Source organism: Chryseobacterium sp. TB1-D10 (assembly GCF_059803555.1).
The window spans coordinates 164,486-181,261 of the sequence record NZ_JAPFHB010000006.1 but is presented as its reverse complement, the minus strand read 5'-3'; the positions used below and the strand labels follow the sequence as shown (position 1 = coordinate 181,261).

The following is a 16,776-nucleotide window of genomic DNA, read 5'->3' as shown; positions in this document are numbered from 1 at the left end:
TGATATAGTTTTTTATTTGATATTAAGCTGATGGGCATCGATATTCAAAGCGCTTCCTTTGGTGTCTGTTGACAATGTGAGTTCTGAGAAAGTTTCGTTTGGGAAGAAAATTTCTGTCAGTACTTTTTCGCCATCATTAAAGAAAATTTCGATAGAAGTTTTGTCAATGACCAATTTCATTTTCACATCAGAATAAACCTGATTCAGCGGTGCTTTGGTGACAGGCGTTGCGTAATTTTTTCCGAAATCTGTTTTTCCGGATTTGGAGCGGTCTATGAACAATTCTTTATTTGTGTTATCAATCCCGAAAATCAGTTCTTCTCCCAAAGTATTTTTCAGAGCAAAAGTGTACTTTCCTGCGGTCATTTTCTTCAAATCTAAATCTGCAACTGCTTTCGTAAGGTCAATTTCTGATCTTCTGAACAATTGATTTTCAGATTTTATATTAATTGTTTTCCTGATGGATTTCTCCTGATAATCTGTCAGCTGGGCAACCGGCATATTTTTAAGGATGTATCCATCTTTTGTTTTTTTCAGAGAAACTTCTCTTGCAATTGTCGTACTGCTTCTCCAGGCTTCTGTTGGAACTTCCTGCGCATATTCCCAATTGCTCATCCAGCCTATGATAATTCGTTTTTTCTGCGGAATATTATCAAAAGAAACACTTGCATAGTTATCTTTCCCCCAATCCAGCCAGGCTGCATTTTCTTTGTGAAGCTGGTGGGTGAAATGTTCATCTATTTTAAATATTTTGCCGTCAAAATCGCCGACAAAGTATTGTCCTGCGGAACCGTTGTTCGGACCTCCCGGATTAATGTTGACGATTAGCACCCATTTTTCTTCGTTGGAGCCTTCTACTTTCAGCGGAAATAAATCCGGACATTCCCAAACGCCGCCGTGACCGCCCAAATCCTTTCCGAATTCGGATTGGAATTCCCATTTTTTCAAATCTTTCGATTGGTAGAGGTGGATTCTGTCCTGCGCTGCCAAAACCATTATCCATTGTTCTCTCTTGCTGTCACGGAAAACTTTCGGATCACGAAAGTCACGGATTCCCGGATTTTTCAGGACAGGGTTTGCATTATATTTTGTCCAGGTTTTGCTGTTGTCAAGGGAATAAGCAATTCCCTGTGATTCTACGTCTATTTTGCCCTCCTTCTCAAGTTTTGGATTGTGATATGTGTAAGTGGCAACCACAGCATTGTTTTTTGAATTTCCGAAACCTGATGTATTATCGATGTCCACCACCGCACTTCCTGAGAAAATATATCCCAAATCATCTGGAAAAAGTGCAATTGGCTGCTCATTCCATTTGATCAGGTCATTGCTGGTCGCGTGTCCCCAATGCATCGGTCCCCATTTGCTTGCGTCCGGATAATACTGGAAAAACATGTGATAAACGCCGTCTTTATAGTAGAGTCCGTTCGGGTCATTCATCCATCCCTTTTTTGGGCTAAAGTGGAAGTTTGGTCGGTAAAATTGCTCTTCAGAAATTTTAGTTTCGGACTGCGCATAGAGTCCGGATTGGAAAGTTATGGCTACGATGAGCGTTGAAATATATTTTTTCATTGAAATTTTTTTATTGTCTTGCAGGTTATTTCATCATCCACCTGTATTAGAATAGATTGATAGCGAATGATATTATTTTGATAGTGTTTTACTTAATTTTTCCAGGGAAGTACCTTTCGTTTCAGGCATCATAAAAATGACAAATAGCAACTGAAAAACCATAGCAATGGTAAATACCAGAAAAACAGTTCCTGCTCCGATGGTGGAAAACAAGGTTGGTATGAGTGAAGGTATGATGGCAGCCAGCACCCAATGCGTAGAACTTCCGAACGCTTGTCCCGATGCACGGAGATGATTCGGGAAAATTTCTGAGATAAATACCCAGATTACAGTTCCCTGACCAATGGCATGCGATGCGATGAAAAGGAAAAGAAATATTGGGATCGCCAGGCCGGACCAATGAAGGTAAAAAGCCATGGAAACTAAGCCTAACGAGATAATATATCCGATGGAACCAATAAACATCAATTTTCTCCTTCCTACTTTATCGATCAGACTGACTCCAACCAGAGTAAATACCATATTCACAATGCCAATCCCGATACTGCTGAGAAGTGCCGTTTTCTCGCCTAATCCCGCTTCGCCAAAAATCCGAGGCGCGTAGTATAGAAATGCATTAATTCCTGACATTTGATTAAAGAAAGCCACAAGAAAAGCCAGCATCAAAGGGAAACGAAACTTTTTCATAAAAATATTCTCCTTAGGTGCATCGGCATGATCCTCCTCCATCTGCATAATCAGCAATTCAGAATCCTGATCCGGGCTGATGATTTTCATTACCTTTTTTGCCTCCTCTACTCTGGATTGCGAAATCAGCCATCTTGGACTTTCGGGAATGGTAATAACAAAGAATGTATATATTGAAGCCGGAATTGCCTGAACACCCAACATCCAACGCCAGTCATTGTTGCCAATTCCGCTCAGTAAATAATTTGATAAAAATGCAACCAAAATTCCCAGAACAATATTAAACTGATATAAAGAAACCAATCTGCCCCGATCTTTTGCAGGCGCAATCTCTGATATATAAGCCGGTGCGGCAATGGTGGAAGCTCCAACACCCAAACCACCCATAAATCTAAAAAATGCAAAAAGGTAAGGATCATTTGAAAGTGCAGTACCTATTGCTGACAAAGCATATAGAATTCCGATTGCCAAAAGTGTTTTTTTCCGTCCCAATCTGTTGGTCGGGACAGCGCCGAAGATTGCTCCTATTACTGTTCCCCACAATGCCATTCCCATCACTACCGCTCCGTGGAATGCATCAGAGCTATTCCAAAGTGCCTGCAATTTTTTGTCGGCTCCGGAAATTACAACGACATCGAATCCGAATAGAAATCCTGCCAAAGCTGCGGTGATAGACCACATCATAATTTTATTCATCTGCTGAAAATATTTATTTGTTTGTGGCTAATATATTCCGAGATGGCAATTCGAAGGTCTAATTATGTAACAAAATATTTCAGCAATGTTAACGATTCGTTAACTGAATACAATTATTTGTAAATCAACACCTTAATTTAATTTAACAAAGAAAAAAATTTAGTAATTTCAAAATTGTGACATTGTTTTATAAAAATGTTACAGGTTTTTTGACGCATTTTGATTTGATGTCAGATTATAATTATTCTGAGATTACCTGGAATTTGAGATGAAAACTGATGAATTAAAGTTTTGCTACAATTGTATGGATTGTTAATTATATTTAAAGAAATTTCAGAAAAGAATTTGTCAGGTACTATTTATCACATTTATCTAATATAAATGATAGATTTCCTGCAACAGCGTAATCCATTGATATACTTAGAAAATTAGGATAACAATCTATTGTTTGATAAAGGCAGGTGAAAATCAATTGTTACCAACACTTTTCCTAAAAGCATTCGGTGATAAGCCGAACTTATTTTTAAAGACAGTAGAAAAATAATTCGGGGATGAGAAGCCGGTTTTGTACGCCACTTCCGAAATGGTCAACTCAGGATTTTGCAGCATAGATTTGGCCTGTTCCAGACGGATATTATTGATATAATCGCTTACATTCACATCAAACATCGCCTTGATCTTTCTGTAAAGCTGTATTCTGGATATATTGAGCAGATCGGCAAGATTCTCCACAGAAAAATCAGCATTGTCAACATTTCCCATAATGATTTGGTTAAGCTTATTGACAAAACTTTGTTCAATACTTCCAAACGACTTACTGTCAACAATTTTTCCGATATTATTGGTATAATAATAGCGCAGCTTCTCGCGGTTGTAGAGCAATGCCTGCAGGGATTGTGTCAGAATAGGATAACTGAAAGGTTTTGTAAGATACAGGTCTACACCGGATTTCAGTCCCTGGAGATAAGACTCTTTATTATCAAGAGCCGTGAGTAAAATGATGGGAATGTGCGATGTTCTTAGATCATTTTTGAGAATTTCGCAGATCTCAAATCCGTTTTTTTCTGGCAGGTTAACATCGCAAACGATAATGTCCGGGATCTCTCCTACAGCTTTTTCAACAGCATCTGTTCCGTCGGATGTCGACACATCAAATTCAGATTGCAGTTTGTTGCTCAGGAAAAAGGATAAATCAGAATTGTCCTCTACTAATAGCAATGAATAACGCTCTCCATCATTTTCCGGACTTTGTACAAAAACATCATCTTCAATTCCTGCGAATATGGCGCCACTCGCGAGTGTTTCAGCATTTACCAAACTGGCTTCTTTTACCATCTGGTCTTCATTGAAATGCTTATTACCTTTAAAAAGACTTATAACAAACTCAGTTCCCTGAAAAGAATGGACTTCAATTTTCCCCAGATGAAGCTCAATAAACTGTCTGCTAAGATGCAATCCGATTCCTGAGCTGTTTTTACGATTATTAGAACCTTTAAAATAAGCTTCAAAGACATTACCTATTTCTTTTTCCGGTATTCCGATGCCATTATCTTTAAAACTTAGAACCACCAGATTTCCTTTCTCCTGAATTGATATTTCAATTTTACCGTTGTCTGGTGTGAATTTGAAGGCGTTTGACAAAAGATTGAAATAAACCTTGTCCATCAGATTTCGGTCTATAAAAAGTTCAATATTTTTGTTGGATGCATGGATTTCAAATTTGATGTTCCGCTTCCGGGCTTCATTTTCAAAATCCCTGAAGATTCCAAAAGTGAAATCATAAATATTGGTTTTTGAGACTCTCAGATTAAATGTTTTATTTTCTATCTTTCTAAAATCCAACAAATTATCTATTAAGCGAAGTAGTCTGTTGGAATTTTTACTAATGAGTTCAATTTCATAAGACGGCTTTCCTCCTTTTTGTATGGTTCCTTCTTTCAGAGATTCCAAAGAGCTCAGGATAAGCGTTAAAGGCGTTTTGAATTCGTGGGACATCCCTGTAAAAAAGTTGACCCTTGCCTCATTGCTTTCCTTGAGTTCATCTGCAATTGTTTCAATCTGATTGCGCTGTATTGTCACTCTTTCATTAGTCAGAGTCAGCTGTTTGTTTTTGATTTTAATGGCATAGATAAGATAGATTGCATAAGCAATAAGACAAAACATCAAAATCAACAAAACAACCGACCATCGGAATAGTTCTCTTTGTGAGGAATAAAGTTCAGTCTGTTTTTTGACTGCACTGACCTGATTTTCGATAATACCCTGCTGTTCAATTATTTTATCGAACTGATTGCGCATAATCTCCGCATTCAGCCTGTCAATGATTGTTGTATTAAGTTTGATTCTCTTTGGTGGCATTTGACCGCCGTAGATTTTAATTGCAGTTTCAATAGCTTCCGCGCCGCCAGTTGGATAAAGTAACGTAGCATTGAGTTTTCCGTCTAAAACCATCTGAATACCACCATCCTTGGTATTGAGACCATCTACTCCAATAAATTTGATCTGATTTTCCAAGCCTGCATTCCTGGCAACCTGCCAAGCCTTAGCAGCCAGCTCATCATTAAAAGCAAAGACATAGAAGTTCTGAGAACCCATAGAATCTATTGTCTTTTTGAATGCATCCGCAGGAAGGCCTTTAAAGACTTTTACAATCTCAGTATCAGAATTTTCATTGATTAATTTCTCAAAACCCAGGCTTCTTTCTATTGTGGGAGAAGAATTGTCGTCGCCTTTTATTTCAATAACTTTTTTAAAACCTTTGGAATCTGACAGGACATAACTGGCAGCTTCTTTTCCAATTTCCTCATTATCAGATCCTATATAGGTAGCGTAATTTGAAGAGTTGATCTTTCTGTCCACCAGAATCACAGGTATTTTTCTGTTGTAAGCTTTTTCAACGATTGGCGCAATTGAGTCGGGTTCTATGGGAGAAATGATGATTACGTCCACATTCTGATCAATCATTTTCTGAATATCTGCAATCTGTTTTTTTACGGATCCTTCTGCCTTTGATATCGACAGTTGTACATTTGAATGAAGAGAGGCCTGGATTTCCATGGAATGATTCATTGCCTGCCGCCAAGGATGATTTCCCAACCCTTGTGAAAACCCGATCACAATCTTATCAGACTTATTGGACGCATCCTTACAAGCTGTCATCACGATCAGCAAAAGAAATATCACTCGGGAAATCTTAGGCAATCCAATCATTTTATACTCTTTGTTTCTGACCATATTAACGCAATATTAATAAAGAAGTTTTACACACACAATTTTTGGTAATGGTATTTCACAGGAATTGCAAGTGTATTTGTTTTCCTAACATAATCAGCTTGTTACAATTTCAAACATTATGTAACATCAGCATAAATCTGCTTTTCCGATGGAAGTTTTTTTCTGGATAAAACAGCTGCAAAAATGGATGCACATACACTTTTTTGAAACTGATAACAAAAACAGATGAATTTGATCAATAACTGAAATATCGCATCCTGCTTTGAAGATACATTTGTTTCAGTCGGATAGAAATTATCTAAAAAGGACATTCAACAATTACAATAACTTAACTAATCAATATTATGAGAAAACTTTATCTTGGTCTTTTTGCAGGACTTTTCATCGCAAATTTCAGTGCACAAACAAAAAAAATTGCATTTGTGGGACAGGCAGATGTTTATAACAATAATATTCCAACTGCAAGCGACGGAATGTTATATAATGATGACAGAACCGCGGCGGTCTGGTTTATGGACACTTTTATTCCCAAATATTCCCAAGAATTGTCTGGCAGTTATTTTTCATTTCAGGATGTGGCGGAAGGTGCGGACATAAGCAGTTATGACGTTGTCTGGATACAAAGTGATGGCGCAACATTTACCGAGCGTCTGAATGAGTGGCCACGCGGAACAACAGAAAGCAATGGCGATAAACATTGTGTTCTCAGGGAAAGCGGATTCGAATGGAATGGGCAATGCTCCCAGCTGGAAGATGATTTTATGTGGAAGATCAAACAATTCTACAAGTCCGGAAAAAAACTTTTCCTGGGTAACTTTGCAGGAAAGGGACTTGAAGTTTTTGGGATCTTTGATGGACTTTCCAATCCCTGGGAATACAAACCCAATCAATCTTTTGGCGATACCGCCGCAAACCCATCTAATACTGCTGGAGCCTGGGGAACAAACTGGAGCAGTTCAGGAGTACCAATTTTGCTATCTGGCATAAACACCACAACGGTAAGCTGCACCAATTCGTCAAAAAACATTGAGTTTCTGGGTGCCGGAACCGAAAAGAAAAACAGAGCTTTGCAATACAATCTTAACTGGGGCCGAGTCTATGATGACGCAGGTGGAAGCACTTCCACGCTTGCACAAAGAAGACAGGTATTCCAGACAGCACTAAATGCTGAGGTGCTTTTGGAAAACTGTGATGGAACAGAGATTCAGGGGGCAAAATTCAACCCCAGAAACTCCGGTGACGGCACTGTTGTCTGGTATGGCGCAGGCGTGTATGACTGGTATGCTCCCGGAGGAGGTAATGAAAATGTGAAAAAAATAACAGAAAATACACTGCTTTATTTGGCAGGCAAAGAGTCCATGCTGGCATCACAAGAGATTAAGGAAATTAATGTCAGTATTTTTCCAAATCCTGTGTCGTCAGTTCTGAATATTATGGGTGAACAAAAAGTATCCAGTGAGGTATATGATATGAGTGGAAGAACTGTTATAACTTCCGATTCAAAAGCCATAAACGTTGAGAAATTATTACCAGGAAACTATTCAATAAAGATCAAGCAGGGAAAATCTGTTAAAGTTTTTAAGTTCATTAAAAAATAGTCGATGAGACGTAATTAATTGTCACTCAATACTTATTTAAAAATTATAAGCCTTGCAAACATATTAGTATTTAAAAGTTTAAATTAAATAAACAAAAGTATGTACCAACGCATTGGCATTTAATGAAAATCACAGACAGCAAAAAAAAGAGAGCAAAAATCATATTTGCTCTCTTTTTAATTATCCTATTTCTTTTTCAGGAATATTAAGTCATATTAATTTTTAATAATCTTTTTAGATATCGATTTTCCATTACTTAAAGTTGCATTCAAAATGTAAACACCCTTTGGAAGATTTGATAAATCAATTTTTTTGGAAGTTGATTTCAGTAAAATTTTTCCTGTGAAATCCACAATCGATGTTTCTTTTACATTATCATCAGAAATATTGATGTAATCAGAAGTTGGATTCGGATAGATGACAAGTTCAGCTTTTGATAAAGAATTATTATTAGCTCCTAAAGTTTCCAGGTTGATTTGGTATTTTATCAAACCTAAATCGGAAGTGCTGAAATAGATATCCGCTTTCTCATCATCCAAAAAATCAATCGCTGCCGATTCTGAAAATAAATAACCTAATTTACCAGGAGAAACTTCCTTCCAGGTCTGTCCAAAATCTTTAGAATAAACAATTCTCACCTGTGAAGGCGGATAGGCATAGCCGTCACCACTTCCGTTCATAAAATTGGAAGTCGCTACAATAACGCCATTTTTATAGGAAGAAAATTCTGCTTTGTTGATGACATTGCCGCTGTAGATTTGGGTCCATTTTACGCCAGCATCATTGGAAATAAAAATTCCCTGAGTTGTGGACAAAAGCAATTGGTCTTTGTTAAAAGGATTTTTGGTTATGTCGTAAATATAATCCACATCCTTTTCCAAAACTTCCAATCCACTTTCTGAAGGTGACCAGTTCTGTCCGCCGTCAGTCGTTTTATAAACTTCATTGTTCTGGGAAAGAAGAACATTATTTTCATTGTTTTCATCGATACTGATTCCGAAGACAACTCCGAAATCAGGCAGCACCACTTCTTCACTTGTAATTCCGCTCATATCGGTGAAATCAAATTTCCTTACCGTCTCGCTGAAAGCTACCCAGGAATGATTGGTATTCGATTTTGATGTAGCGATTTTCATAATATTCAATCCATAATCACTATATCCTGTGGAATAATCTGCGCCGTGATTTGCACTGACCGCAAAGGTAGAACCCATAAAACCGCTCGTGCTGATATAAACTCTTCCGGCAACTAATGGGTCCGCAAAAAGTCCATTATTAGTAAAATTCGGGAAGAAATTGATTGCCTGAAGATTGATGGGCGTTTCTTCCCCGGTTTGGAAATTCTGATGAATAAAACCTCTTCTCAATCCGTAATACAGATGTTTTTCTGTGCTTTTGTGAAAGCTGACTTTATCGGTATTGTTCGCAAATGGATTTTTGAATCTTGATAAAGTGATTCCGCCGTCCAAAGAATGAAAAGGATAATAGTTGGAACTTATAATCACTTCATTGCTGTTCGATGGATTGTAAGTGGCGTTCAGTCCGTAATAATATTTGTTTTCCAAATCGTTGTGTGGATAAACATAATTCGTCCAACTGTTTCCGCCGTCTTTTGAAATCACGATTTCATTTTCTTCCAAGACCATCACTTCGTTGGAATTTTTTGGATTGATGACAATTTTCTGAATGCTGTTCGTGGAAAGTTCGGTCCAGGTGATTGGGACTATGCTCCAATTGTCACCACCATCCGTAGATTTATAAAGATTCTCAACCTGATTTTCTGCAAGATAGAACGTTCCCAGAAACATTTTTTGAGAATCAGCAGGGTCAAATGTAATCGCTGAATAATTGGTTCCGGCAAGTTTTTCGGTCCAGGTATTTCCGGAATCTTCAGACACAAATAATCCACCGTACTTTGTTCCCGCAGAAAAACCTCTGGCCAAGAATAATTTATTAGGATTGCCTGGATGTATCGCAACGTTGTTCAGGTTAACCCCTTCGTTATTGGGACTTGTGTAGACTTTTTCCCATTCGCTTCCGCCATTTTTAGTGTAAAAAACATCCGTTACAAGTCCAAAGTTGTACATATAAGTGGTGTGCAGAAGAATATTCTCATAATTATTTCCGGTAATGGAATAAGACATTATCAAATTTCCTGGCATATTTCCATTAGGAGAATCGATTCTTTTGATGACGGTTCCATTAGCCGGGTCGATGATTATCAACTGATTGTAAACCGTACCTTCTGCCGTCACGATAAAGCTAAGGTATCTCTGATCCGCAGTCCATCTCAAATCTTTGACGGTTGCAAAACTAAGATCCAGCGGGAAAGAATACAGAACTTCCCAATTCTTTCCATTGTCGGAACTTTTCACGATGTGATTGGTCACCGTAGTAGCGTATAAAACATTGGGCTTGCTTGGGTCGTAAGTCACATCAAAAACCTGCCCGTAATCCGGCGAAGTTAAAAATGAAATCTGTGCGGTCAGTTTTGTAGTGAAACTGAAACAGATGGCCAGTAAAAATAGAGTCAATATTTTCTTCATATTCAAAAATTTATTTGTGTAAAATTGATGAAAAAGACAAAGATTCATATTAATTAGGGCGTGACATATTGTGACACTCGTTGTTTTTATTCGTGACAGGGTTTTATTTAAATCGTTGATATATAATCGAATAGATTTATTTTTTCAGGTAAGTTCAGTTTTTTGCTGATTCTTTCCTTTCTTTTTCTGCAGGATTCCGGACTGATGTTGAGAATAGAGGCAATTTCTTTATGGCTCAGATTCATATAAACATAACAGATGAATCTGATTTCCGAAGAACTTAAATCCGGATGCCTTTCTTTCAATGTTGTAATGAAATTCTGATTTACACCTTCAAAATGTTTGAAGAAACTTTCCCACTGATTGTTATTTTTTAATTGAATTTTTAAATCTTTAATGGATTTTACCAAGTTGGAATTATTGGAAATCTCAGGTTGATTCACAATCGCTTCAATGATTTCCTCAACCACATCATTCCTGCTGGAGATTGTCAAAGCCTGCGAAGTCAATTGCCGATTTTGTTGCTCTATTTCGTTTTTGAGACGTTCTTTTTCCAGTAAGGATAGAGTTTCCTGTTCTTTCAGTTGTTGCATCAGAATCAGATTATCGCTTTGTTTTTTCTCAAATTCCAACTGTGTGATTTGTTTCTGCTGTTTGTATTTTATCAAATTACTATAAAGAAAAAGTAAAACCAACAAAATGATGATGATTGCCGATGCAATGATGATATAATAGATTTTCCTCTCATCTTTCAGACGCTGATGGCTTTCTTTGAGTTCGAACTGGTAATTCTGCATCTCGAACTTTATTTTACCATTATTGAACAACGCCGAATTATTGATTTTTGAAATCGAATCATTGACGACAATCACAGAATCTTTATATTTCAACGACTCGTCATAATTCTTGGTTTCTGCATTGATTTTAGAAAGATAATTGTAAACTTCTTCTCGATTATTAATATTTGGAGAGAGTTTTCTCGCCTGCAAAGCCAAAGATTTTGCCAGAGCATAATCTCCTTTTTTCTCATTGATTTGCGCTTTTATCAAAAGGATAAAAACCAGATTTTCAGTTTGATTATCTGCTTCGAGTTTTGGAATTAAATTGTCAATAATAGCTTCGGATTCTTTATATTTTTTCTTAATGTAAAGATTTTCTGCCAAAGCCATCTTGTTCATTATGTTGACTTTTGGGTCGTCTTTCGTCAGTATTTCAGCTTCCTGAATGTATTTATAAGCCTCATTTGCTTTATTCAATTTGTTCAAAACCAAGCCCAGATTTACTGCATAAGCGCCGGCTTTGTCATTTCGGTTGTTTTCTTTTGCGGTTTGATAAGCTTTCAGGAAATATTCGTAGGCTTTTTTGTTGTTTTTTTCCTGGAAATAAAGAATTGCAATATTGTTCACAACCGTCATCACGTGCTTCTTGTCCGGCATATTTGTGGCGATGTCGTAAGCTTCCAGATAATATTTCAAAGCTTCGCCAAAGTCTGTCATCAGATAATAATTCAGTCCGATGTTATTTGTGGCGCGGAAGTTTTGCTTGGCCCATTTCTTCTGCTCAGAAACCGTTTTTACACGGATAAGCATCTCCAACGATTTTGTATGCTCTTTTCGGAACATCTTCTGGATGGCAGAATCTATGATGACTTCGCAATCTTTTTCCGACTGCCCAAATATTGTGGAAGGCAGAATGAAAAGTACAATTATTGGGATTATTTTCAGAAATAATTTCATCTTTTAGTCAAATCGATAACGAAATATAATTATAATTAACCGTAAAAGCAAAAAGATGAGATTATAAAAAACTAAGAGAATCTTTAAGAAAGTGTATTTATTCCGATACAGTATCTATAGAAGTGTTTGTTGATGGTGATTTACACAATATGAGGTGTACAAAAGTAGTACACGATTAAGATGCTGCAACATCTTTTTTTTCTACTTTTCCGCACGAATCTCGTCACGTTAAATACTTGCAAGACAGTGTTTTACAATATTTTACGACAAATTTAAAAATTCATTTGTACTACTTTTGTACACCTTCAACCTTATAAACTACTGTAAATTAGATAATTAACATTTCCCGAATGCGAGGTGATAATTGATACATTTCGCCTGTACACATTAGTTTTCAGCTAATTTTAGGACGAAAAATAATGTATGAATTCTAACAAATATAGCTGAAATTTTCTACTAAAATGTTTTAACCAATTACGTATTGTCAAACACGGAAGAGGTTAAATTCAAGAACTAACTCAATCCTTTATTCTTTCTCTTCTTCCTAATTTTCGTTTTCTACCTCCTCGTTTTTTAATTGATTTTCCCCCTGATTTTAGTACATCATCAAATAACATAATAGTATTATTTAATGTAAAAAGATAGTTATAAATAATATTATTGTATTACAAATATGGGAAGTTTTTAAATATGGATAGTGCAAAAATAAAACATATAATCAAATACTAAATAATCAGATCTATGAGTATATATAAATAATATTTCCCTTGCGTATAGCAATAATAAACCTTGAAAGATTTTATACTACTAAGAACTTAATTACGAATATACTTTATTCGCAGTTGGAAAAACGTGGTACTATTGGAGAATAATTTTAAACTATATATTTTAAACCACTATCATAATCCAGTTCTAATTCCTCCAACTCCACTTAAAACCCTGTAAATTATTGATTTACAGGGTTTTTTATTTTTGGGTGCTAGTTTAGATGCTATTTTAATTTATATATAATTTCGCAACATTTGAAAAAAATATAGTTTACTGAAAATAAAAGTCACGTATCTAACTTTTCCGGGTTCGAGGCGGTAAAGATAATTTACAAAAATTTTGGCTTGAAATGAAGTTTTGGAATACATTACGAATTTCATGGTAGATTACAAAAGTAGCTGTAACGTCAAGCCTCTCTTATAGCCTGTTTATTATGTTGTAAAATAATAATCTTTAGATTCACAATAAACGACTTCCTCGTTAGATTTCATTTGTTCCCAGACTTTCATCCTAGCTTCTTCCCAATTGTTTTTTCCTTGTTCTGAAATAATACATTTCCCAAACAACTTTTTACAATGTAAAATTAATGCTCTCGAAATTCCTTTTCCTAAATAATAATTATTATTATCTGGAAACAAATCAACTACTTTCAAATCAGTGCCATTTTCCATTATCCTGAGTAAAAAACTAAACTTGTCAAGTTCTTCTTTCCCTTTCTCCCAAATTTCAAAAATTAAAACATTACCGGCGTGCTCTTCTAAATATTTTTGTTGAAAACTATACAAAAAGGTAAAGTTTTTTTTATTTTTTGAAGTGTAAAGATTACCCGTGGTTTTATTTTTATAGTTAAAGTTCATTTTAAGAAGAAAAGTTGCATATAGGTTTTAGTGCGTGTCGACGCTGCGAGCTAAGCAATCGATTACTTTCTGCTAAAGATAAAATTTTCTACAAAATTTACACGTGATCTTACCGTAATCTTACCAGACGAATAGCTGCAGTTTTTCTCACTTTAATTGTAAATGTTACGAAAACAGTGAGGAATTTTAAAATACTCTCCTAACTCATAGAAACCAAAATATGATTGTGCAAAAAAATTATAGGAACTACACTCGTGAATTGCCGTTGTAATGATTGTAAAAAACGCATTTTTTTACATAATCAATATTTAATTTCTTTTATTAAAAGAAATATATCAATGCATATTTGTCTGTACAAATATTAAATAAGATTTTTAACCTCCAACTTCTTCCCTTTGATATAGTTTTCTAAACTCAACACAAACTTGTTTATTATCTATAGCATTATTTTTTCAATGACAATTGCTTATTAAATGCTTTTTGATGTAATTTTTTGTCATTGATTACATTAAGAATTGGCTCAATAGCATCTTTGGAAAAAACTATTTTTTTCATTTCTTTAATTGTATCTAAATTTTCAACCCATATAAACTCTTTGAAATCTGCATTCAGCAAATTTTCAGTTGGCTTATCTATCTGGAAACTAGAAGAATTTGTCCATCCTAAAAATTGAAAAACCATTTTTATTTGAGGATTTGAAAAATTAAATTCAGCATTCTTTTTCACTTCACCTTGTAAAGTTGATAAACTTATATAATCTCGTGGGGTTGATGTTTTAATTTGTCCAACAATCTTATATAACGGTTTGCCTTCTGTATCTGAAATCTTTCCAATATCTCCAGCTGATATGGCATTTAAAATTATATTAAAAGCACCTTCTTCTGATTTGTCAACATCAATTTCACTTCCCGAAAGATTGTTATCTTTTTGATTGTAGCCGTAAATCATATTGGTTTTTGGATTAATCATTAAAATTTCTTTCGGATTTATGTCAAAAATTTCTGGTAATAATTTTGACCAAATTTCCATAAATTCTTTACTTTTTTCATTGGCTTTAATTTGTAGAAATCTATTGATTTTTTGAGAATTTTCATTAGCTGTCTCATTTTTTCCGGAAATCCTATGAATGATTTCTCCTTTATTTAGTTTATAATCAGGAAAATCTTTTAAGGGAATTGTAATGTCATTATTTTTTTCAATTAGTAAATAAAAGAATTTACGTGAAGAAATTTGAAATTGTTGCAAGTCAAGACCAAAATTGCATTTTGTTATCGAATCTAATTTTTGATGAATTCTATTAAGATCAATTTTACATAATAAGTCTAGGTCAATTTGATGCAACCCTGTATCATCAATTTGACCAGATGACTTATCTTCTGTAAAACCAATTAAAATAACTCCACCCTTATTATTTGTAAAAGACAGAATATCTTTAACAAAGTTCTTGAGAAATATTTCAGTCTCGTCGTTAAGCCCAAAATGATTTAATTCTTTTTTATAATCGATGAAATCATTCTCCTTTTTATAATTTCCTTGGTTCTTAATTTCATCAATTATCAATTTAACTTCTTCAAAAAGTAGGCTTAGGTTCATAGTATTGTATTTTAATATTGTGCCAACTACGTTAAAGTGTGCATATTATAGACAATCATCTTTCACTGAAGCACCAATTATTATTTATTAGTTTATACTTAAAAGAAGCACAAATGTCTATCATTATTTGAGATTTTAATTTAAGACTTAGGTTTAAAAATGTCTGAAAATTTTTGAAATAATTCAAACATCTTGTTAGGATCTACATCATCACTTTGTAGATTGATTGAATCGTTTTTTGATCTTTTTCTTAAAGGATCTTGATGAATTTCCGCTAGAGCAGTTTTCATATAAGTAACATATTCATCTGTATTTTCATTTTGATTTTTCTTAATTTGTTCTGAAAATCCAACAATTGCCTTAGCAATTACAGTCTTATAAGCATAATCCTCTATAATAGTTTTTTGTTTATTATACTGACTTATACAAAAATATAAACCAATTGATAAAATAGGTATCATTAAAATCCTTCCAATCAATACATTGGTTTCAATCCTTTGTCCAGAAAGAATCCAGTAACTAATTCCAATTATAAGAAACATAAATATTGAAGCTGCCAGCAGCCAAACTCCAACTTTAAAAAACCCCTGAGAATTAGTATGTTGTGTATCAAAAGCTTCACTTATTCCTTGCGCTGTAGAATAATTGAGAGCTTGACGAGCGGAGTTTAACATTTCTTCTGCGTTTGCGAGTAAATTTTCTCTTTCTTTGGTGAAAATTTTTAGCTGGTCTTCATTGTCATCCATTTTTGCAGCAAGATTAGTTAGTCTATCTTCCGACTTTTGGATGTTTGTAGCAAAATTTTTAATTACTTTTTCATTCGAACTCACCTCGCTAAGCGAAGTTTTAATTGTTTCACTAAAATCAACAGAAGAGTTTTTCAGCTTTTCAATTTCTTCATTTTTACTTTCTAACGACAATATTTCTACTGCTAACTCTTCCTTTTTCTTTTGAAGCCCCTCAATGTGTAAATCTAAATTTGCCAATTGTTCTTTACTTTCTTCCTGCCTTTTTATTATCTCATCTGCTTCTTTTTTTATTTCCTCAATTTCTTTTTGTATTTCAAATTTATCCTCTTGAATATTGATCTTAATCCTGCTTGCTTCCTCCATTTCTTTATCAAACTCAATGAATCGGTCTTCAAAATATCTTATATTAAAAGGACGTAAATTAACTTTCAATTCGTCTACCTGCGCATAAAGATTTCCAGGCGAGTGAATATATGATTTAATATTTTGCAAGGTTCCTGATAATGAATTTCTTTCTTTATAGGTCGAAAACTTTATAAATCGGTTTTCATTTTTTGTTAGTGCTGATACATCAGTCAGTAGTGCCTCAACGCCAGCTATTATTCCTTTATAAGTATACTCGTTCTCAGAACCAAAAGTTTGATCCTTAAATGATTTTAAATCTACATTTTTAATTTCTTCTCTAATTTCATCGCGAAGTTCCCTAATTCGAACAATAGAAGTTATTGACATATTTATATTAG

9 protein-coding genes are annotated in these 16,776 nt (G+C 34.8%); 1 reads left to right on the top strand and 8 read right to left on the bottom strand.

Annotated elements, in window-relative coordinates; genetic code table 11:
• Window positions 1–12: 12 nt before the first annotated feature.
• The 3 genes from OPU68_RS10005 to OPU68_RS09995 form a co-directional block, all read right to left on the bottom strand.
• Window positions 13–1,569 (bottom strand): glycoside hydrolase family 32 protein, encoded by a 1,557-nt coding sequence (locus OPU68_RS10005; protein WP_498473841.1) that lies wholly within the window; start codon window positions 1,567–1,569, stop codon window positions 13–15.
• A gap of 72 nt (window positions 1,570–1,641) precedes the next feature.
• A complete protein-coding gene (locus tag OPU68_RS10000) occupies window positions 1,642–2,952 on the bottom strand; it encodes a sugar porter family MFS transporter (RefSeq protein WP_498473840.1) in 1,311 nt (436 codons plus the stop codon).
• A gap of 468 nt (window positions 2,953–3,420) precedes the next feature.
• A complete protein-coding gene (locus OPU68_RS09995; RefSeq protein WP_498473839.1) occupies window positions 3,421–6,186 on the bottom strand; it encodes a substrate-binding domain-containing protein in 2,766 nt (921 codons plus the stop codon).
• Window positions 6,187–6,530: 344 nt separating this feature from the next.
• Here OPU68_RS09995 and OPU68_RS09990 point away from each other — a divergent pair, with 344 nt between their 5' ends.
• Entirely contained in the window at window positions 6,531–7,784 is a 1,254-nt protein-coding gene (locus tag OPU68_RS09990) for a DUF4960 domain-containing protein (protein ID WP_498473838.1), read from the top strand.
• A gap of 215 nt (window positions 7,785–7,999) precedes the next feature.
• Here the strand turns inward: OPU68_RS09990 and OPU68_RS09985 are convergent, their stop codons facing one another.
• From OPU68_RS09985 to OPU68_RS09965, 5 genes are all read right to left on the bottom strand, one after another.
• Complete coding sequence (locus tag OPU68_RS09985) at window positions 8,000–10,330, bottom strand: VPS10 domain-containing protein (protein ID WP_498473837.1); 2,331 nt, start codon at window positions 10,328–10,330, stop codon at window positions 8,000–8,002.
• Window positions 10,331–10,437: 107 nt separating this feature from the next.
• The gene (locus OPU68_RS09980; protein ID WP_498473836.1) at window positions 10,438–12,066 is read right to left on the bottom strand and encodes a tetratricopeptide repeat protein; all 1,629 of its coding nucleotides are present in this window, start codon (window positions 12,064–12,066) and stop codon (window positions 10,438–10,440) included.
• A gap of 1,199 nt (window positions 12,067–13,265) precedes the next feature.
• Entirely contained in the window at window positions 13,266–13,691 is a 426-nt protein-coding gene (locus OPU68_RS09975) for a hypothetical protein (RefSeq protein WP_498473835.1), read from the bottom strand.
• 444 nt (window positions 13,692–14,135) lie between these two features.
• Window positions 14,136–15,284 carry an ATP-binding protein gene (locus tag OPU68_RS09970; RefSeq protein WP_498473834.1) on the bottom strand — a complete coding sequence of 383 codons (1,149 nt, stop codon included), beginning with the start codon at window positions 15,282–15,284 and terminating at the stop codon, window positions 14,136–14,138.
• Between the two features lie 140 nt (window positions 15,285–15,424).
• Entirely contained in the window at window positions 15,425–16,765 is a 1,341-nt protein-coding gene (locus OPU68_RS09965; protein WP_498473833.1) for a hypothetical protein, read from the bottom strand.
• Window positions 16,766–16,776 lie beyond the last annotated feature (11 nt).